13 protein-coding genes are annotated in these 20,113 nt (G+C 66.6%); 8 read left to right on the top strand and 5 right to left on the bottom strand.

Features of this window, described 5'->3' with window-relative positions; genetic code table 11:
- Nucleotides 1-13: 13 nt before the first annotated feature.
- From ACWGL1_RS03660 to ACWGL1_RS03645, 4 genes are all read right to left on the bottom strand, one after another.
- The gene (locus tag ACWGL1_RS03660) at nt 14-1,042 is read right to left on the bottom strand and encodes an Ldh family oxidoreductase (RefSeq protein WP_452111210.1); all 1,029 of its coding nucleotides are present in this window, start codon (nt 1,040-1,042) and stop codon (nt 14-16) included.
- 69 nt (nt 1,043-1,111) lie between these two features.
- Entirely contained in the window at nt 1,112-2,746 is a 1,635-nt protein-coding gene (locus tag ACWGL1_RS03655) for an alkaline phosphatase D family protein (RefSeq protein WP_452111209.1), read from the bottom strand.
- A 111-nt stretch (nt 2,747-2,857) separates the two neighbouring features.
- The gene (locus tag ACWGL1_RS03650; RefSeq protein ID WP_452111208.1) at nt 2,858-5,911 is read right to left on the bottom strand and encodes a TonB-dependent receptor; all 3,054 of its coding nucleotides are present in this window, start codon (nt 5,909-5,911) and stop codon (nt 2,858-2,860) included.
- 100 nt (nt 5,912-6,011) lie between these two features.
- A complete protein-coding gene (locus ACWGL1_RS03645) occupies nt 6,012-7,232 on the bottom strand; it encodes a hypothetical protein (protein ID WP_452111207.1) in 1,221 nt (406 codons plus the stop codon).
- Between the two features lie 332 nt (nt 7,233-7,564).
- On the opposite strand from ACWGL1_RS03645, the gene ACWGL1_RS03640 reads away from it, so the two are divergent.
- From ACWGL1_RS03640 to ACWGL1_RS03630, 3 genes are read left to right on the top strand one after another with little or no spacing between them, the layout of a single operon-like run.
- On the top strand, nt 7,565-8,803 hold the full coding sequence (locus ACWGL1_RS03640; protein ID WP_338575886.1) for a parallel beta-helix domain-containing protein: 1,239 nt from the start codon (nt 7,565-7,567) through the stop codon (nt 8,801-8,803).
- Between the two features lie 8 nt (nt 8,804-8,811).
- On the top strand, nt 8,812-9,957 hold the full coding sequence (locus ACWGL1_RS03635) for an SO2930 family diheme c-type cytochrome (protein ID WP_338575888.1): 1,146 nt from the start codon (nt 8,812-8,814) through the stop codon (nt 9,955-9,957).
- Nucleotides 9,948-11,345, top strand: a complete 1,398-nt coding sequence (locus tag ACWGL1_RS03630) for an aldehyde dehydrogenase family protein (RefSeq protein WP_452111206.1) — start codon at nt 9,948-9,950, stop codon at nt 11,343-11,345. The genes ACWGL1_RS03635 and ACWGL1_RS03630 overlap by 10 nt, the downstream gene beginning before the upstream one ends.
- A 14-nt stretch (nt 11,346-11,359) precedes the next feature.
- On the opposite strand, the gene ACWGL1_RS03625 is transcribed toward ACWGL1_RS03630, so the two are convergent.
- Nucleotides 11,360-12,004, bottom strand: a complete 645-nt coding sequence (locus tag ACWGL1_RS03625; RefSeq protein ID WP_338575892.1) for a TetR/AcrR family transcriptional regulator — start codon at nt 12,002-12,004, stop codon at nt 11,360-11,362.
- A 143-nt stretch (nt 12,005-12,147) separates the two neighbouring features.
- On the opposite strand from ACWGL1_RS03625, the gene ACWGL1_RS03620 reads away from it, so the two are divergent.
- The 5 genes from ACWGL1_RS03620 to ACWGL1_RS03600 all read left to right on the top strand — a co-directional run bounded on the left by ACWGL1_RS03620 (nt 12,148) and on the right by ACWGL1_RS03600 (nt 20,002).
- Nucleotides 12,148-14,610, top strand: a complete 2,463-nt coding sequence (locus tag ACWGL1_RS03620; protein ID WP_452111205.1) for a TonB-dependent receptor — start codon at nt 12,148-12,150, stop codon at nt 14,608-14,610.
- A gap of 177 nt (nt 14,611-14,787) precedes the next feature.
- Nucleotides 14,788-16,956: a TonB-dependent receptor gene (locus ACWGL1_RS03615; protein ID WP_452111204.1), complete on the top strand. Its 2,169-nt coding sequence runs from the start codon at nt 14,788-14,790 to the stop codon at nt 16,954-16,956.
- A 65-nt stretch (nt 16,957-17,021) separates the two neighbouring features.
- Nucleotides 17,022-18,170 (top strand): hypothetical protein, encoded by a 1,149-nt coding sequence (locus ACWGL1_RS03610; RefSeq protein ID WP_452111203.1) that lies wholly within the window; start codon nt 17,022-17,024, stop codon nt 18,168-18,170.
- A gap of 16 nt (nt 18,171-18,186) precedes the next feature.
- Nucleotides 18,187-18,612: a nuclear transport factor 2 family protein gene (locus ACWGL1_RS03605; RefSeq protein WP_452111202.1), complete on the top strand. Its 426-nt coding sequence runs from the start codon at nt 18,187-18,189 to the stop codon at nt 18,610-18,612.
- A gap of 43 nt (nt 18,613-18,655) precedes the next feature.
- A complete protein-coding gene (locus ACWGL1_RS03600) occupies nt 18,656-20,002 on the top strand; it encodes a spinster family MFS transporter (protein ID WP_343829083.1) in 1,347 nt (448 codons plus the stop codon).
- Nucleotides 20,003-20,113: the final 111 nt, after the last annotated feature.

Below are 20,113 nucleotides of genomic sequence, written 5' to 3'. Positions count from 1 at the left end.
CTTCCGGCCGGGCTCAGAACCCGAGAGCCAGGATCTGGTCGTAGAGCACCTTGGGCGTGCGCACGCCGCGCGCCAGGCTGCGGGCGCGGGCCTCATAGCGGCGCTGTGACGGCAGGCGCGCGCCCTGATCAGCGAAGGCGGCGAACAGGGTCTCGGCGCGGGCGGCGTTCGCCTCGGCGTCGCCGCCGCCCATGATGGCGGGATCAAACGCCAGAATCAGTTCGCCGTGCATCGGCGCCGCCTTGGCGCCGTCGTCGAAAGCCATGGACTCCCGGCTGGTCAGATCCCCGATCAGCGGCCCGGCCATCAGTTCGATCATGGTCGACAGGGCCGAGCCCTTGTGTCCGCCGAAGGTCAGCATGGCGCCGTCCAGGGCCTCGCGGGCGTTCGTGGTCGAACGTCCTTCGGCGTCAACGCCCCAGCCCTCGGGGATCGGCTTCCCGGCGATGTCGTGCAGCGCCATATCCCCGCGTGCGATGGCGCTCGTGGCGAAGTCGAAGACATAGGGGTGCGGCCCCGGACGCGGCCAGCCGAAGGCGATCGGATTGGTGCCCAGAAGGCCGCGCCTTCCCCCGGCGGGCGCCACCCAGGAATGGCTGGGCGTCATGGCCAGGGCCGCCACGCCCATGTCCGTCAACTGCTCGATTTCGGGCCACAGGGCCGAAAAGTGGAAGCAGTTGTTGATGACCAGGGCCGCAACCCCGACCGCCCTGGCCTTTTCCGCCAGCAGAGGCGCGGCCCGCTCGAACGCCAGCAAGGAATAGCCATGGCCCGCATCAGCCCGCACCAGGGCGGGCGAGGCGTCCGTGATGACAGGCTCCGCATCCGGCGACAACTTGCCCGAGCGGATCGTCATGACGCAGCCCGGCAGGCGATAGAGCCCGTGAGACGCACACTCGTCCCGCTCGCCGGCCGTGATGACGCGGGCCACCGCCTCAGCGTGCGGGGCCGACAGGCCGGCCCCCGTCAGCACCCGCCGCGACAGGGCGAACACCTCTTCGATCGACAGGGCGACCGTCTCCTGGGCCTCGAACACGCTCACATCGCTCTCCCGCGCCTGAATCGTATACGATACTGCTGGGGCGCGCCGGAAACATCAAGTCCGACGGGCTCAGGCCGTGAAGCGGCGTCGGCCCTTGTCGACCGTCATCCGATGCACGCCTGCGACGGCCGAGGTGCGCGCCTTGACGGTCTCCATGAAGATCCACTCGCCGCCGACGCGCTCTGGCGTGATGTCGATCATCATGTATCCGCGCCCGCTGGGCTGGGCCCAGGCCATTTCCGGATTGGCGGCGACGAAGGATCGAGCGGCGACCGACGGCGCGACGCCCAACTGCTTCTCCATCCCGTTGGAGGTCACGGCCTGACCTGCGAACTCCACGCCGGCCGGACGACCGTCTTCCGACAGAGAAAAGGCCCAGGCGTTGTGGCTGTCGCCGGACAGCATGACCAGATCGGCGTCGGCCGCCTGAGCCGCCTTGAGGAAGCGCGAGCGCGCCGCCGGATAGCCGTCCCAGCGGTCCATCCACATCGGCAAGCCGATCCGCCCTGCCCGCGCGGCGTTGGCGAAGGACCGAACGGCGCCCTCGCTCAGATCCGGCCGCAGCCAGTCCAGCGCATCCCCAGGCATGACGGTGCGGCCCATGATGGTGCCCATGCCCACCACCTGCCAGGCCGTGGTCCGGGCGTTGGTGCGCAGTTCGCGCGCCAGCCAGGCCTCCTGGGTCGAGCCCAGCATGGTGGCCGAGGCGTCCCGCCACACGCCGTCGCGGAAGGCGGTCAGGGCGGCTTCGGTCCCCTCGCGATAGGCGGCGCCGATATCGGCCTGACGCGTGCGGCCGATCAGACGCGATTCCGTGCGGTAGAGGGTCGCCAGATCGCCGATCGGATAGGATTTCCACGGCTCTTCGGAAATCGGCATCCATTCCAGATAGGCCTGGACGGCGGCGGCGCGGCGCGTGCTCCAGTCGCCTTCGGTCGCCGGTTGGTGGTTCTGGGCGCCGCCCTCCCAACTGTCGTTGGTCGATTCATGATCGTCCCAGACGCAGACCATCGGCGCCGCCGCATGCAGGGCCTGCAGGTCGGGATCAGCGCGGTAGCAGGCGAAGCGCAGGCGATAGTCGGCCAGCGCCACCATCTCATGATCATGGGCCGGCAGGACCACGCGTTCGGCGATGCGATCGTCTGCGGCGTAGGAGCCGATGCCGTATTCATAGACATAGTCGCCGACGTGCAGCCACAGGTCGACATCGTCGCGCGCCGCAGCATGGGCATAGGCGTTGAACCACCCCATGGGCAGGTTCGAGCAGGAGAACAGGCCGATGCGGAACCGCTCGGCCCGGCCGACCGGCAGGGTCCGCGCCCTGCCCGTCTGCGAGCGCGATCCATCCGGGCCGATGAAGCGGTACCAATAGGTCTGGCCGGGCTCCAACCCGTTCAGGGTGATCTTGACGGTCCAGTCGCGATAGGCGCCCGTGCGCACCACGCCGCGCGCCGCCACCTGGCGGAAGTCGGGGTCCAGCGCGATCTCGGCGTCGAGCCGCGTTTCACCCGCTTCCCCGGCGGGGACGTAGCGGCTCCACAACAGCAGGGAGTCCGGCCCCGGTTCGCCGCTGGCCACGCCGTGGGTGAAGCCCGACGCGCTCAACAGGGTCTTCGCCAGCGCCGCCCCGCCCGGCAGCGCCAGGGCCGCCAAGCCCAAGCCGCCGCCCATCACCAGCCGCCGTCGATCAAGCCTCAAGGCCATGGGATGTCCTTTGAAGAGAAAGGTCCGGGACGTCGTCCCTTGGAAAAAGGTTCGAGCGGCCGCGCCGTCGCATGACGACGCGGCCGCCCGGTCTTCAGACGTGCAGGCGGATCAGAAGACGCCCTTGATGCCGATATTCCACATCGAGCCGTAGACCGTGTACTGCTGCACCCGCTCGCGCTCGTTGGAATAGATGATGTCCGGCGCGTTGAAGATGTTGCGGCCCGCCAGCATCAGATCGAAGCGGTCGTTGAGCTTGTAGTTGACGCTGACGTTCCACAGCTCGCGCGGCGAGTGATACAGGATACCGTTGTTCGGCGTGGTCGGCGTATTGTTCAGTCCGCTGACCCGATACTTCGACTGCCAGTTGCCGTTCAGCTGGAAGTCGAAACGGCCGATGTTGTAGCGGACGCCCCAGTTGGCCGCCTGCTTCGGCGTGCCCTGACGCTCGCCATCCGGGTCCAGATAGGTGACCGAGCCGTGCAGGCCCAGACCGCGCCAGGCGCCCGGCAGGAAGGTCAGTTGCTGGTTGTATTCCAGCACCACGCCGCGATTGGTGCTGGTTCCATCCAGGTTCTGGGCGCTGCGGAAGGTGTAGCCTGCGTACTCGGCCGGATCGAAGCCGACATCCTCAGGGTTCACGGTCATGCCGGTGACCTGCATGTCGTTCATGTCCAGCTGATAGGCGGACAGGCCGATGATGCCCGCCGGCGCCAGATAATACTGCAGGCTGGCGTAATACTTGGTCGAACGCTCCGGCTTCAGTTCCGGGTTCGGAACGGTCACGATCATGGTGTCGTCATTGATCGACACCACCCCGCCCAGATTGCCGTAGTCGGGACGCAGGATCGCCTGGCTGAAGGACAGCTGGCCGACCAGCTTGTCGGTGAAGTCGTATTTGACCCCGCCGCTCCAGAACCAGTCGTCGTAGTCGCCCTTGCGGTCCTGATAGGTCCCGTCGTTGTACTGATAGAGCAGGCCTTCGATGGTGTTCACCGAATAGCCGGCGTCGGTGACCTCCTTGAGCGGGCGGATCATCGCCACGCGCGAGGCCGTCTCGGTCTTCTCATAGCGCAGACCCAGGTCGAAACGGGCGCGACCGGCGTCGGCCTGCGCCTCGACATAGGCCGAGGTGATGTCTTCCTTGACGCGCTTGTTGTTGTCGAGACGGCGCTTCAGGTTGCCGATCTCATCCGCCACGAAATACTCGGGATGCTCGCGATAGATGTCGTACATCCCGTAGTGGCTGTCGGCGCGCCAGCCCTGTGCGTTCATGTTCCCCGCATCGAAGCCGATCATCTCGAAGCGGTATTTCTGGGTCCAGGGGATGACCGCCTCAGCCGATGTCTGCGTCAGGTCGCCGGTCGAGCCGACATATTTGAACTGCTGGAACGAGCCCTCGTCGGTGCGCCAGTCGTTGCTGCGCGCGCCCAGCCCGCCCATCAGGGTGAAGTGGACGTCGCCCAGGCTCAGCCGCTTCTTCACGTCCAGGTTCAACGAATACATGTCGTTGATAGCGTCCGACTCCGCCGTGCGGATGTTGTTGCCGATGGAGATGTCGCGGTTGAAGTTCATCGGGTCGCTCCACGAACGGCCCGCTGTCTGGCGCAGATACCAGGCGTTGGACTCCGTGGAGTCGCGCTCCATCTCGAAACCGATCCCCGTCAGGTGGTTGTCGGTGCGCTGGAAGAAGCCCTTGCTGGTGTCGCGGAAGTTGAACTCCGCCGAGGAATAGCTGGCGCGCAGCGCGGCTTCCCAGGTCTCGCCCTTATATTCCAGCTTCGGCGCGATCAGATAGGTCGGCGTCCCGGCGTAGCGGTGCGAATAGCCGGTGTGCAGACGGGTGTTCCGGCCATCCGGATTGACCACAATGTGCGTGCCCGTCGACTCCGGCGTGGCGTAGGACGTCGTCGTCGTGCCGAAGGTCAGATAGGTGTACTGGTTAAAATACTCCACGTCATAGAAGGAGTAGTTGCTACGCAGCGAGAAGATCAGATCTTCGGTGAACTTGTAGTCCAGCGCCAGGTTGGCGGCCGTGCGGCTGGTCAGTTTCGGACCCGGACGCCACATGACCTGATAGGGCAGCACCCGGCCGTCGGCCAGATAGGACCAGTCGGTCTGGATGCGGTCCTGCTGCACATAGTTGGCGTTGTGGCTGGCGCTGAAGGCCACGCCCAGACGGCCGTCCATGAAGACGTCGGCATAGGAGAACTGGGCCGAGGGGTAGAGGCTGGCGTGCTTCTTGTCGTCGGGCATGTAGTGGCGCGACAGGGCCGAGTCCGAGGTCGCCACCCCGCCCAACTGGAAGCGTAGCTGACGCTCAGGCAGTTGGAAGGCGTATTTGCTGCGCAGGTTGATGCTGCCGCCCGGCGAGTCGGCGTCCATGCTGGCCAGCAGGGTGTGGTTCAGCTCGATCGTCTCGATGCCGGTGATCGACATCTGCTCGAACGAGTTCTGACGCCCCGAATTGTTGTTCGAGGTGGCCGTGGCCATGCGGGCCCCGTCCATGGTGAAGGTCGAATATTTGGGCGGCAGGCCGCCGATCCGCACGGCGGTGGCGTCGACCTCGGTGTAGTCGATCGACAGGCCCGGCATGGACTTCATGAACTCGCCCACGTCGCCCATGGTCAGGGCGCCGAAGTTGTCGGCCGGGACCACGTTCTTGGCGTTCATCGCCACGCGGCGCTCCATCAGCGCCTTGGCCTGACCGCCGCGCGCGGCGGTGACCACGATGTCCGAGACCGAGGCCACCTCATCGGCCGCGCCGTAGGACGGCGCCTGCAGTTCGACATCGACGATCGCCGTCTGACCCGCGCCCACGCTGGCGACCACGCGCGCCTCCTGCAGACCGGCGTAGCGCACCACCACCACGACCTCGCCCCCCGGCACGCCGCTCAGGCGGAAGACGCCGCCGTCGCCGGAATAGGCGATCAGGCTGGTGCCTTCGACCCGAACCTCGGCGTTGCGGATGAACTCGCCGGTCGCGGTGTCGAACACCCGGCCGCGCAGGGCGCCGGCGGCCACGGGCGACTGGGCCGCAGCCTCGCCCGAGGCCTGCGCCGCGGCGGCCTGCGGCGCGACGGCGGCGAAGGCCGCCGCCATCAGCGGATACAACAACAGGGCTCGCGGGCTGGCGCTGGCGAGATGGCGGGAACGGATCTTCATGGAAATCTACTCGAACAACTGGGGAGGAGAGGAAAAAGCGAGGGGTCGCAGGCCGCCGTGACGGCGGCCCGATGGGGTGAACGCAGCCGTCAGGCGCGGCTCAGGGGGCGGAGAGTCGTCGCAGGCGCTCTTCGGCGTCGACGGGCGCGAACGGCGCCTGCGGATCGCCGGTCCAGCGCATCAGGGCGATGTCAGCCGTCTGAGCGCCCTTGCCGCCGGAATTCGCCGCCACATAGAAGAGGCCGCGTCCCAGCGGTTGAAAGCCGACGTCCGCCTTCCAGCGCCAGCCGCGCAGGCCGGTGGCCGGGTCTTCCAGACCGTCCGGCGCCAGAGGCAGCAGCATCCCCTGCTCCCAGCCCTGGCCCGACGCGGCGGGCACACCGATCAGATCGCCGCGCGCAGGCCTGGCCTCGGCGTCGACGGCGAACAGCAGATAGTTGGGAAACTCGGGCTTGCGCCCCTGATAGACGCCCATGAACCAGCGGCCCGCTTCGGCGTCGTAGGCGAGATTCTGCACCCCATAGGTCGTATTGCCGGTGCGGACGAAATACTTGCCGTCGAGGGCGGCGGGGCCTTCACGGTGCGGCGCGGCCTCTGACAACGGCCGGGCGTAACGGTCCCAGGCGGCGATGTCGTATTGCAGCAGGACCTGATGATCGTTGTCGGCCCGCGTCACATCGCCATAGACGCCATAGGCGACGGTCAGCAGCACCGGTCCGTCCCTGCGCCCGAAGCGCGGGCCGAACGCCACGCCGTCGATGCCCGAGGCCCCGTAGCGATGATCGCGCGTGTCCGCCGTATCGCCGTCAAACCGCCCGTCGCCGTCCATGTCGGCGGCGTAATCGCGTCCGACCTCGGCCAGATGGACCGTCCTGAACAGATCGCTGCGACTGGCCTCGACCCCGACCTCATTCAGGCCCGCGACATCAATCACCGCGATGTAGAAGGCCTCGTCCGCCTTGTACTCCAGCGAGCCGTACAGCCTGCCGTCGACCGGGTTGAGCGCCAGGTCGCCCAGGTGGCCGGTCCAGCCGACCAGCGTCCCAACCAGCCGCCCCTCAAGGTCGTACTTGGCCAGCAGGTTTGTGAAGGAATAATAGATGAAGCCGCCTTCGACATCGACGGCGACCCCCTGCACATGGCCGGCATCCCAGGTCCCGCCGTTCTGGTTCAACGGCAGGCGCTCCACGGCGCGGCGGTCGGTCGACGTATCGGCGGCCTGCGCCCAACCCGGCGCGATAGCGATCAGCATGGCCGTCGCCAGCGCCAACGCCGCGATGGTCACAGGCGCTATGGCGCGCGGCGAAACACTGAACTTCATGCCTTTGAATCCCCGCCTCCGACGGAGAGGGGCTCTAGGGCGAATTCATGATGTTCGGCTCACGCTTCGACTACAGCCACGCCAAGCTTAGGCGACGATCCGGCGCCCTTCCCTCTCCATGCGGAGCATTCAACGACGGCGGCGGCGACGACCGGCGCGTATCACACGACGCGCGGGTGAAGGTCCTTGCGTCGAAGGCGGTCGACATCACCCCGATGACTCGTTTGACGGACTCAAAAACGGAAACAGTTTCGTTTTCTTCTTGCGGCAAGAGGAACCTTATGAAAACCTCCGGCTGGGCGAACACTCACGAGCGTTCTGGAGGGGACATCATGAAAATGCGCATCTGGCTGCCGGTCGCGGCGATACTGTTTCTGAGCGCCTGCGGGTCGAAACCGACCGAGAAGGGCACGGACCTCGCGAAGGCGAACACAACCTATCAGAACGAACTGATGGAGCTGTTGATGGACGCCAAGCCGGGCGCGGTGATCGAAATCCCCGCCGGCGTCTTCGCCATCGACACCGAGTTGAGCCTGGTGGTCGACGGGGTGACCATTCGCGGCCAGGGGATGGACAAGACCATCCTGAACTTCCGCAACCAGGCGGCCGGCGCCCAGGGCCTGCTGGTCACTGCCAGCAATTTCACCATTGAAAACCTGGCGATCGAGGACACCAAGGGCGACGCCATCAAGATCAACAAGGGCGAGAACATCATCGTCCGCAAGGTCCGCACGGAATGGACCCAAGGACCCAAGACGGAAAACGGCGCCTACGGCATCTACCCCGTCCAGACCAAGAACGTCCTGATCGAAGACAGCGTGGCGATCGGCGCCTCCGACGCCGGCATCTATGTCGGTCAGTCGCAGAATGTGGTGGTCCGCCGCAACCGGGCCGAGTTCAACGTCGCCGGCATCGAGATCGAGAACTGCATCGACGCCGACGTCTATGAAAACCTGGCCACCAACAACACCGGCGGCATCCTTGTCTTCAACATGCCCCAGCTTCAGCAGGCCGGCTATCGGACGCGCGTCTACAACAACCGCGCCGTCGCCAACAACACGCGCAATTTCGGCCACGCGGGCACCCCGGTCGCCAGCGTGCCCGCGGGCACGGGCGTGATCGTCAACTCCAACGATCAGGTCGAAATCTTCGACAACGACATCGCCGACAACAAGACGGCCAACATCATCATCTCGGCCCTGTTCTCCGCCGGCTATTCCGACAGCGCCATGAGCGGCGACTTCGACCCCTATCCCGAGGCCATCCTGATCAAGGACAACCGCTTCAGCGGCGGCGGCAACGCGCCCGACGGCATGGAATTCCAGGCCCTGCGCATCGCCAAGTTCGGTCCGACCGGCCGCTTCCCCGACATCCTGTGGGACGGCTACGTCAATCCCAAGCGGCTGGTGAACGGCCAGTTGCCGGCGGAGCTGCGCATCTGCATCGACAACGGCGACGCCGGGATTCTGAACGTCGACGGGCCGAACAAATACGCCAATCCGAACACCGACATGACGCCGCATCGGTGCACCCTGCCCCGCCTCTCGCCCGTCGTCCTGCCCGCAGCCTGACACGGCCCATGACCCCGCTTCGTCTGCTCGCGCTCGGCCTGCTGCTCCTGATCGGAGCGGCAGGCTGCTCCAAGCCTTCCGCCCCGGCCCAGCCTCTGGCCGAACCGACCTACTTCGACAGCGAAAACCCCAAGTCGCTCCGGGAATGGGGCATGGTCCAGACGTCGGACGGCGCTCTGATCCTGGGCGCGCGCGTGACGCCCTATGACCTGACCACGCCGCTGTTCACCGACTATGCGCAGAAGCTGCGGACCATCTGGATGCCGCCCGGCGTCGCGGCCGACTATACGGTGGACGGCCCCCTGGCCTTCCCGGTCGGCACGGTCATCACCAAGACCTTCTTCTACCAGACCGGCGCCAAGGGCCGGGTGCTGCAACAGGCGGACCCGGCGCAATTCCATGCCGGCGACGGCCTGAAGCTCAATCAGGTCCGCATGATCGAGACCCGCCTGCTGATCCGCAGGGCCGAGGGGTGGACCGCCCTGACCTATCTGTGGAACGACGCCCAAACCGACGCCGTGCTGCATCGCATCGGCGCCGTCGTGCCCCTGACCATGGTCCGTCAGGACGGCAAGGACGGAGCCTTCTCCTACATCGTTCCCAACGCCACCCAGTGCTCCGCCTGCCATGCGACCAACGTCGCCACCCGCGAAATCCAGCCGATCGGCCCCAAGGCGCGTCTGCTCAACCGCGATTTCGCCTATTCGGACGGGTCGGAGAACCAGCTGAGCCGCCTCACCGCCATGGGCTATCTGAAGGGCGTCGCCGATCCGGGTCAGGCGCCGCTTCAGGTGTCCTGGACGGACGCCGCCGCGCCGACCGAGGCGCGCGCCAGGGCCTATCTCGACGTCAACTGCGGCCATTGCCACAACCCCAAGGGGGCCGCCGCCACCTCAGGGCTCTACCTGGACGCGGCCTCGCCGCTGTCAGGGTCCGCCGGCCTGTGCAAACTGCCCGTCGCGGCGGGCGCGGGCACGGGGAACCTGCGCTTCGACATCGTGCCAGGCAAGGCGGACGAATCCATCATCGCCTACCGCATGGGCTCGACCCATCCGGCCGTCATGATGCCCGAGATCGGCCGCTCGACCCGCCATGACGAAGGCGTGGCCCTGATCCGGTCCTGGATCGATTCATTGGAGGGATCATGTCGTTAGACGCGGCCCAGACCCCTGACCCTCAGATCGCCGCGATCATGGAGCGCCAGCGCGCGGCCTTCGACAGCGGCCTGACGCGCGACCTGGCCTGGCGTCGCGCCCAGCTCGCCGCCCTCGAACGGATGATGGTCGAGAACGAGGCGGAGATCGCCTCTGCGCTGAAGGCTGATCTGGGCAAGCCGTTCGCCGAGGCCTGCACCGCCGAGATCGATCTGGTCTCCAGCGAGGCGGCGCTCGCGCGCAAACAGGTCGCCCGCTGGATCCGCCCCCAGCGGACCAGCACCCCCCTGGCGATCCAGCCCGGAAAGAGCTTCATCGAGTCGGCGCCCTACGGCGTGACCCTGATCATCGGGGCGTGGAACTATCCCTTCCAGCTGGTTCTGGCCCCCCTGGTCGGCGCCATCGCGGCGGGCAATTGCGCCGTCATCAAGCCTTCGGAGATGGCGGTCCAGTCCTCGGCCCTGCTGAAACGACTGGTCGAACGCTATCTGGACCCGCGCGCCTTCGCCGTGGTCGAAGGGGACGCGGCCGTCTCCAAGGCCCTGCTGGACCAGCGGTTCGACCTGATCTTCTACACCGGCGGCGAACGGGTCGGCCGGATCGTGATGGCGGCGGCGGCCCGTCATCTGACCCCGGTCGTGCTGGAGCTGGGCGGCCAGAACCCCTGCATCGTCGATGAAACCGCCGACCTGGCGGTAGCCGCCCGGCGCATTGTCTGGGGCCGCTTCCTGAACGCAGGCCAGATCTGCGTGGCGCCGGATCACGTCTATGTCGCCGCCTCGGTCGAGGCCCGGCTGTTGGACGAACTGAAGCACGCGGTCACGACCATGTTCGGCCTCGACCCTCGGCAAAGCCCCGACTACGGCCGCATCATCAATCCGCGCCACGCCGCGCGCCTGCAGAGGCTGCTGGCCGACGGCCGCGCCGTTACGGGCGGCCAGGCCGATGTCGACGGCTGCTATGTCGCGCCCACCATCCTGACGGATGTCGCGGCCGATGCGCCAGTGATGGCCGAGGAGATCTTCGGCCCGATCCTGCCGGTCCTGCCCTATCAGACGCTGGACGAACCCCTGGCGGCCATCAACGCCCGCGCGCCCGCGCTGGCGCTCTACGCCTTCACCCGGAACAAGACGACGGCTGACCGGATCATCGCCTCGACGCGATCCGGCTCGGCGACCGTCAACGACGCCGTGATCTTCATGGCCAATCCGAACCTGCCGTTCGGCGGCGTGGGGGCCAGCGGCATGGGCGCCTACCACGGACGCTACAGCTTCGAGGCCTTCAGCCACCGGCGCGCCGTGTTGAGGCGCGGCTTCGCCCTGGACGCCAGCATCCGCTATCCGCCCTTCACCAAGGGCAAGCTGGCCCTGTTCCGGCGCCTGGCCTGAGCCGTCGGCCCGGATCAGTCCTGCAGATAGGCCGAGAGATAGCGCTCCAGCGCCACGGTCGCCTCTTCGAACAGGCGGTCGGTCCATTCCGACTGGGCCTCGCCGCTGGTCAGGGTTTCGAACGAGGTGAAGATTTCAGTCGCCATGCGGGCGACGGCCAGGGGCGCGCCGTCATGGAAGCCGTCCAGCCCCTGCTCCCATCGCGCCGCCAGATAGGCCGCGATCTGGGCGTTGGCCTGTTCCTTGACGATGCGCAGTTCGCGCGTCGTCAGCATCAGATGGAACAGGGGGCGATAGGCGGGGTCCTCGTCCAACGTCTTGCGCAGGGCCAGCATGACCTGCAGATGGCGCTCGCGCCACGACGTGAACCGAGGGTTCTCCATGATCTCGGCGATGCGAGCGTGCAGTTGCGCCACCAGAGTCTCGAACAACTCCTTGTAGATGGCGAAGACGTTCGGGAAATAGCGATAGATCGAACTGACCGGCACATTGGCTTCAGCCGCAATGGCGCTGGTGGTGATCGTATCGACGGAGGTCGAGGCCAGGAGCTTCTCGGTCGCCGCCAACACGCGAGTGATCCGATCGCGCGCACGTTGCTGCATCGGCGCGGTGCGCCGTTCCAGCGTGGTGATGATTTCTTGCGACGCGCGCGAGGTCACTGCCGCCCTCCATTCCAATCCGCAGGCCGTCTAACACGACTGGACGCCTTTCTGTAAGCCACATCGGCGCGCAGCCCCTTGTCAAACGGAATAATATTCTGTTTCGTAAAGTTTGAGAAAACGGGGCTTTGGGAGGGGCTGCGATGATCAGGATGGAGCACTGTCTGAAGGCGACGCTTGCGGGGAGCGTGGCGCTCGCCGCCCTGGCGACGTCGGGTCTGGCCAGAGCGCAGGAGGCCAGAGCGCAGGATGTCAGGGCGCAGGATGTCAGGGCGCAGGAGGCCACGACGCTTGATGACGTCGTCGTCACCGCGCAACGGCGCGAACAAAGCCTGCAGGAAGTCCCGATCACCGTCAGCGTCGTCACGGCCAGGACCCTGGAGTCGCTGGCGGCGGACGATATGGGCGACATCTCGGCCTTCGTGCCCGGCCTGTCCGTATCGAACACCAGCCCGACGCAGGCGAACTACAGCATTCGCGGGGTCTCGACGTCGGACTTCGGCGTCGGCACCGACCCGGCGGTGGGCGTCTATGTCGACGGCGTCTATGCGGCGCGCTCGGGCGCCGGCCTGCTGGCGTTCAGCGACGTCGCCCGGATCGAGGTGCTGAAAGGGCCGCAGGGCACCCTGTTCGGCCGCAACAGCGCCGCGGGCGCCGTGTCCATCACCACCAACAAGCCCAGCGACGAATTCGAGGCGCGCCTCGGCGTCCGGCTGGGCGATTACGACAAGCGCCGCTTCGAGGGCCTGGTCAACCTGCCGATCAACGACGTCCTGGCGCTGCGGGTCAATGCGCTGGTGAACCGTCGCGACGGCTGGCTCATCGATGACGTCACCGGCCAGGACTATGACCGCGAGGACAATTGGGCCGCCCGCGCGGCCCTGCGCTGGGACGTCGGCCCCCAGACGCAGATGATCCTCAGCTGGACCCATGACGAAATCGATCAGGACGCTCGCCCGGCGATCGGCGTCGCCCCCCTGCCCGCAGCGCCCGGCCTGCCGGCCTTCCCGCCCGATCCGGCGGATTACCTCGATCCGTTCAAGGCCAAGATCCGCAACGACGTCATCGACAATCACGAGACGCGTCGCCTGGACGAAGGCACGCTGACCATCACCCACGCCTTCGGCGACATCGACTTCACCTCCCTGACCTCGGCCCGCCGCTTCAGCACCGAGAACCGCGAGGACGAGGACGGCACCAACCGGCCGGACCTGTATTTCGACACCAACAACCGCGAAAAGAACCGGTCCTGGTACCAGGAATTCCGTTTCGCCGGCGAACACGGCGCGTTCAACTGGATCGCCGGCGCCAGCTACTACAGCGAACACGCCGAACAGCGCAGCGACACCTACGCCACCACCGACAGCATCAACACCATCCTGACCAATGCGGCCGGGCAGCCGCTGTTCACGCTGGCCGACATGATTCTGGACATGGCCGGCATCCCCGCCAGCACGCTGGGCCACAGTTGGCAGGAGGACATGATCAACGAGGGTGATTTCGACGCGACCGCCCTCTTCGCCGACGTCATCTGGGCCGCCAACGACCGCCTGAACCTTACGTTCGGCCTGCGCTATACCCGCGACAAGAAGACGTTCCAGTGGCTGAACGGCCCGCGCGTCGCGCCCGAACTGGACGCCGTGCTCAACGACCCCACGATCAACTTCGTGCTGGATACCTATATGGGACCGGCGCTGGGCTATCTGTATTCCGACTTCGTCTTCGACCTGTCCGGCCTGGCCGGGGTCGAGTGCGACAACGGCGTCACCGTGCAGGAAGGCGTGGCCTGCAAGCTGTCCGATTCCTGGTCCGACCTCAGCCCGCGCTTCGTCGCCGACTATCACCTGACCGACAACGCCATGGTCTTCTTCTCCTACGCCAAGGGCTACAAGGCCGGGGGCTTCAACAGCGTCGAGGTCGCCTCGCGTTTCGACAATGAGGATGTCCAGAATTTCGAGATCGGGCTGAAGAGCAGCCTGGGCCCCAACGCCCGCCTCAACATCTCGGCCTTCCAGTATGACTACGACGGCAAGCAGTCGATCCGGCTGGTCACCCCGGCGGGGTCCAGCGTGCCGCAGTATCTGGTCGAGACCAGCGACGACACCGCCTGGGGCGTCGACATGCAGCTGGACGTCCAGCCCCTGGACGGTCTGAACCTGTTCGCCAACGCCCAGTACATCGACGCCACCTACAAGCGAAAGATGACCGACGACGGCGATCTGGCCGGGCAGCCGACCGGCGAGCCGCTGTGGTCGGCGGCGGCGGGCGCCTCCTATCGGCGGGACCTCGGCGCCGCCGGCTCGCTCGACATGCAGCTGATCCACGCCTATCGCGGCGAAGGCCGGTGCAACAAGACGTCCACGGGCCAGGGCTCTTGCCTTCAGACCCCCTGGTTCGATCCATCCGAGGCGCAGAACCGAACGGACGTTCGTCTCTACTGGCGCAACTCAAACGAGCGCTATCAGGTCGGTTTCTACGTCAACAACCTGTTCGACAACCAGTATGTGACGGGCGTGAACAACATCACCGCCACCACCTTGGGCACTCCGTTCGTGAACATCACCGAACCCAGAATGTGGGGCGTCGATTTGACCTACACCTACTGACGGGTCTCGCCTGGGGCGGCGCAAAGGCGGTCCCAGGCGGCGCCTCGGCAGGCGCGGCCGCACCACCAAAACAGTCAATTAAACTGACAAAGAACGTTAGTAAATTTGACAACATAGAAAACTGCTGCGCCAATCCCTCTGTCTCGCATTCAGAACGAGAACAAGGAGAGGGATGGAATGAAATTCTCACGCTGGCTGTATTGCGGCGCGGCCTTGGCCGCCATCGGCGCGTCGCCCGTCATGGCTCAGGAGACGGCGGGTTCGGAAGGTCCCGCCGCCGCGGTGGAAGACATCGTCGTCACCGCCCAACGCCGGGAACAACGGCTGCAGGACGTGCCCCTGGCGGTCAGCGCCTTCAGCATGGAATCGCTTGAGGACGGCAAGGTCGAGAGCCTGCTGAACCTGGACGGCAAGGTGCCCAACGTGGTCCTGGCCCCGGTCGGCGCCTATCCCTTCGCCAGCGCCTTCTACATCCGCGGCCTCGGCTACGCCGACGTCGAATCCAGCTTCGAGCCGTCGGTCGGCGTGGAGCTGGACGGCGTCTATCTGTCGCGCAACGTCGGCGCGGTGCAGGACTTCTTCGACATCGGCGGCGTGACCATACTGCGCGGGCCGCAGGGAACCCTATACGGCCGCAACACCATCGGCGGCGTGGTCAGCGTCCAGTCGCGACGCCCCTCCTTCGACTTCGGCGCCCGCGCCCAGGCGACGTTCGGCTCCAACGGCCGCCAGGAACTGCGCGCCGGCGTGGAAGGCGCCCTGATCGAGGATCAACTGGCCGGGAAATTCTCGTTCCTGACCAAGACCTACGACGGCTACATCAAGAATTACGACGGCCGCGACATGGGCGCCCAGGACGTCACCTCGATGCGCGGCGCCCTGTTGTGGACCCCGACGGCGAGCTTCGACGCCACTCTGATCGTCGACTACACCAAGGACAAGGGCACCGGCACGGCGTTCGAGAACGCCAGCCTGCCGTCCATGGTCCTGCCGGGGTTCGGCGAGCCGGCCGATACGGACGGCGATCCCTTCCTCAGCCACGTCGGCGACGACATCTTCTCGGACCTGGAGGCCCTGGGCGTCACCCTGAACGCCAACTGGGACCTCGGCCCGGTCAAGCTGACCTCCATCACCGGCTACCGCAAGACCGACACCGAGGTGCTGAGCGACTTCGACGGCACGCCTACGCCGTTCATGACCGTCCACCGCGACGAGACGCACGACCAGTTCAGCCAGGAACTGCGCCTCGCGTCCAACACCGACGGCCCCCTGACCTATGTGGTCGGCGCCTATTACATGACCCAGGAATACGACATCGCCACGGGTCAGTTCGGCACGGTGTTCGGTTCGCCGACCGCCGGATCGACCATCTACACTCAGCAGAAGGCCGATTCCTGGGCGGTGTTCGGCCAGGCCGACTATGAGGTTCTGCCCGGCCTGACCGTGACGGCCGGCGGCCGCTACAGCAAGGAAGAGAAGACCTTCACCACCCAGCCGCTGTTCTATCCGAACGCGGAGACGTTCGAAGCCAGTTTCGACGATTTCTCGCCCAAGGTCGGGGTCAGCTACAAGTGGTCGGACACCCTGATGACCTACGCCCAGTATTCGCGCGGCTTCCGCGCCGGGGGCTTCAACGGTCGCGCCGGGTCCTTCCTGGCGGTCGGTCCCTATGACTCCGAAACGGTCGACTCCTACGAAGTCGGCGTGAAGAGCGACCTGTTCAACCGCCGTCTGCGCCTGAACGCCGCCGTCTTCACCAGCGACTACCAGGACATGCAGCAAAGCGTGCAGCAGTTGATCCCCGGCACGCTGATCAACCAGACGCTGGTCGCCAATGTGGGCGCGGCCACCATCTCGGGCTTCGAGGCCGAGGCCACGGCGCTGCTGACCGACGTCTTCACCGTCTCGGCCAGCGTCGGCTATCTGGACGCCAGCTATGACGAGTTCATGGCCGATCTGGGCGACGGTCTGGGCGTCATCGACCGCACCTATCTGCCGATGCCCTACGCTCCCAAATGGAGCAACAGCGTCACCTTCAACTACAAGGACGACTTCGACTTCGGTCGGGTCACGGCCCAGGCCAGCGTGCGGCACATGACAGACATGTACACCAGCTTCAGCACCCTGAACGCCACGACGGATCTGACCATGCGTCAGTCGAACACCGTGGTGGACGGCAGCCTGTCGCTGGAACTGCCGGACGGCCGCTGGCGCGTCAGCCTGTGGGGCAAGAACCTGACGGACGAACTGGTGATCAACAACACCTTCGGCGTCGGCAACCTGCTGGCCTCGCGAGTCTATCAGCCGCCGCGCGAGATCGGTGTCGATCTCAGCCTGACGTTCTGATCATCGGGGGCCGACATCGCCAAGGCGTCGGCCCCTTCGACCTCAACTTCGTCCTTCGAGCCGCCATGACTTCCTCCTCCGAACTGATCGGACGGGCGCACGATCTGCTGCCCACGCTCAAGGCCCGCGCGGCCGAGACCGAGGCCCTGCGCCGTCCGCACGACGACACCATTCGCGACCTGATCGATGCAGGCATTGTGCAGATGCTGGTCCCCAAGCGCTGGGGCGGCGCCGAATCCGATCTGAAGACGGTTTATGAAGTCGTCGACGTCCTGGCGCAGGGCTGCATCTCGACCGCCTGGATCGCCTCCTTCTACATCGGCCACAACCTTTACGCCGCCAAGCTGACGCCCCAGGCGCAGGATGAGTTGTTCGGTCCGCGCGGCTTCGTCCTGCTGCCGGCCGCCACCGCTCCGACCATGAAGGCCGAGCCCGTCGAGGGCGGCTGGATCATCTCCGGCCGCGCGCCCTGGGGTTCGGGCGTGATGCACGCCGACTGGGTCATGGTTTCGGGCATGACGCATGAGAAGACGCCGCGCAGCTTCGTCATGCCGGTCGCGGACGTCACCGTCGTGGACACCTGGCGCTTCACGGGCATGGCCGGGACGGGCTCCAACGACATCGTCGCCGAAAACGTCTTCGTGCCCGACCACCGCTCCATCGACGGCGTCGCCCTGCGCAAGGGGGCGACGGACGGCACGGCGCTTTACGACAATCCTTTGTACGCCATCCCCCTGGTGCCCATGTCCTACACGACGATCGTTCCGGTGCTGACCGGCGGGCTGAAAGGCGCCCTGAGCGCCTTTGAAGCAATCGTCGACCGGCGCGTGCGCAACTTCTCGGGCGACGTGGTCAAGGATCAGCAGCACGCCCACATCGTCATGGGCGAGATGCAGATCGCGACGCGCGCCGTCGATGTTCTGGGCCGCGCCCACATCGACCGCACCGAGGCCCTGGTGCAGACCGGATTCACGACCGAGGATCGGATCGCCCTCAAGGGATCGGCCGCCTATCTGGCGCGCACGGGTCGGGAGGTCATGCAGGCGATGATGGCCGGCGCCGGCTCATCCAACTATCATCACGACCAGCCGATCCAGCGTTTCTGGAGAGATCTGGCGACGGTCGCCTCCCACGCCTTCTGGGACTGGGACATCGCCCGCGAACAGGTCGGGCGGCGCCATTTCGGCCTGCCGATCAGCCACCCGATCGTCTGACCTGGAGCCGCCCCCGATGACCGCACCCGACGATGACCGCATCCTCGCCCTGGCCGATCGTTTCATCGCGGCCATCCGGGCCGGCGATATCGAGGCGGTGAAGGCCTGCTATCATTCCGAAGCCGAAGTCTGGCTGAACACCGCAGGCGTCGCTGTGAACCGCGAGGCCAATCTGGCCGTCCTCGCCGCCTTCGTCGCCAAGACTTCAGAGCGTCGTTATGAGGACCGCCGCGTCCGTATCCTGCCCGGCGGCCCGAACCGCCCAGGCGGTTATGTGCAGCAGCACGTGCTGCACGCCACGCACAAGGCGGGACCGGTTCTCATCCTGCCCGCCGTTCTGGTCTGCCAGATTCAAGACGACCGCATCATCCGGCTGGAGGAGTATTTCGACTCAGCCCCGCTTATCGCCTGGCGCGCCCAGGCCGACGCGGCCGCCGCCTGATGCGCCCGCCCCCCTTCCCGCCCCAGTATCCAGGAGTTCGCGGATGACCACCGCCCCGCCCCCTTCCGCCACGTCGCCCGCCGTCTCCGCGCGTCCGCGTTACGCCATCTATGTCGTCCTCGTGCTGATGGTCGCCTACATGCTGTCCTTCATGGACCGGGTGCTGATCAGCCTGATGATCGACCCGATCCGCAGCGAACTGGGCTTGGGCGACACCCAGGTCGGCCTGCTGGTCGGTTTCGGCTTCGTGCTGCTGTATTCGATCATGGGCGTGCCGTTCGGCTCGATCGCCGACAACGGCAACCGTCGGAACTTGATGGTCGGCGGCGTCCTAGGCTGGAGCGCGGCCACCGCCCTCAGCGGCTTCGCCGGCGGCTTTCTCAGCCTTCTGGCCGCCCGCGCCATGGTGGGCATCGGCGAAGCCACCCTGTCTCCCGCCGCCTATTCCACCATCGCCGACCGCTTCGAGAAGCGAAAGCTGGGCTTCGCCGTCAGCCTCTACAACATGGGGGTCTCGCTGGGCGGAGGCGCGGCCATGCTGTTCGGGGGCGTGCTGGTCGCCTGGGCGATGGCCACGGTCATCCCCATGCCCTGGGGCGAACTGACAGGCTGGCGCCTGGCCTTCGTCGCCGTGGGCCTGCTGGGCGTTCCCCTGGCCGTCGTCATGCTGCTGACCGTGCGGGAGGCGCCGCGCCGTCAGGGCGCCGCCAAGGCTCCGCCGCTGAGCGCCCTGTGGGCCCTGGCGATGAGGCACAAGGCCGCTTTCGGCGCGGTGGTCATCGGCTACTCCATCATCGTCATCGCCGCCTACGGCGCCATGCTGTGGGCGCCCGTCCACTTCGCCCGCGCCCATGGCATGAGCCCGGCCCAACTCGGCCTGGCTTTCGGCGTCATCATCGGCCTGTTCGGCACCATCGGCCTGGCGGTCGGCGGCCTGCTCTCCGACCGATCGGCCAAGCGCGGCCATCCGGACGCCCCGGTGCGTGTGGTCGTGGCCTCGGCCATCATCCAGTTCCCCCTGATGATCGGCGCCTATCTGGTCAGCGATACGACCGTCGCCCTGATCCTGGCGGCCGCGGGCATGGCCACGGTCTCGACCATCGGCGGGCTGCAGGCTGGCACGCTGCAGATCCTGACGCCCGCCACCATGCGCGGGCGAATGACCGCCATCTATCTGCTGGTGGCCAACATGGCCGGCATGGGTCTGGGCCCGCTGCTCACCGGCTTCGTCAGCGAGCACCTGTTCGACGGCCCCACCAGCCTGGGCAAGGCCCTGGCCCTGGTGACGGCCCTGTCGCTGACGATCGGGATCTGCCTGCTGCTGCTGGCCCGCAAGGCCATCATCGCCGCCGTGCAGGACAACGACCGCGCCGAGGCGGAGGCGGTCTGAGGCTCCGGCCTATCCGGCCTAAGCACTACCCCCTCCCCGTCGGACCCGGGCGGGGGGTGGGGGGGGGTGCGGCGGGGGGGGCCGGGTGCGCTTGTGTCGCCGGGGGTGGTG

The organism is Brevundimonas sp. NPDC055812 (assembly GCF_053616535.1).
Note: the sequence above shows the minus strand (reverse complement) of the source record. Positions and strands in the feature narration are given on the sequence as shown.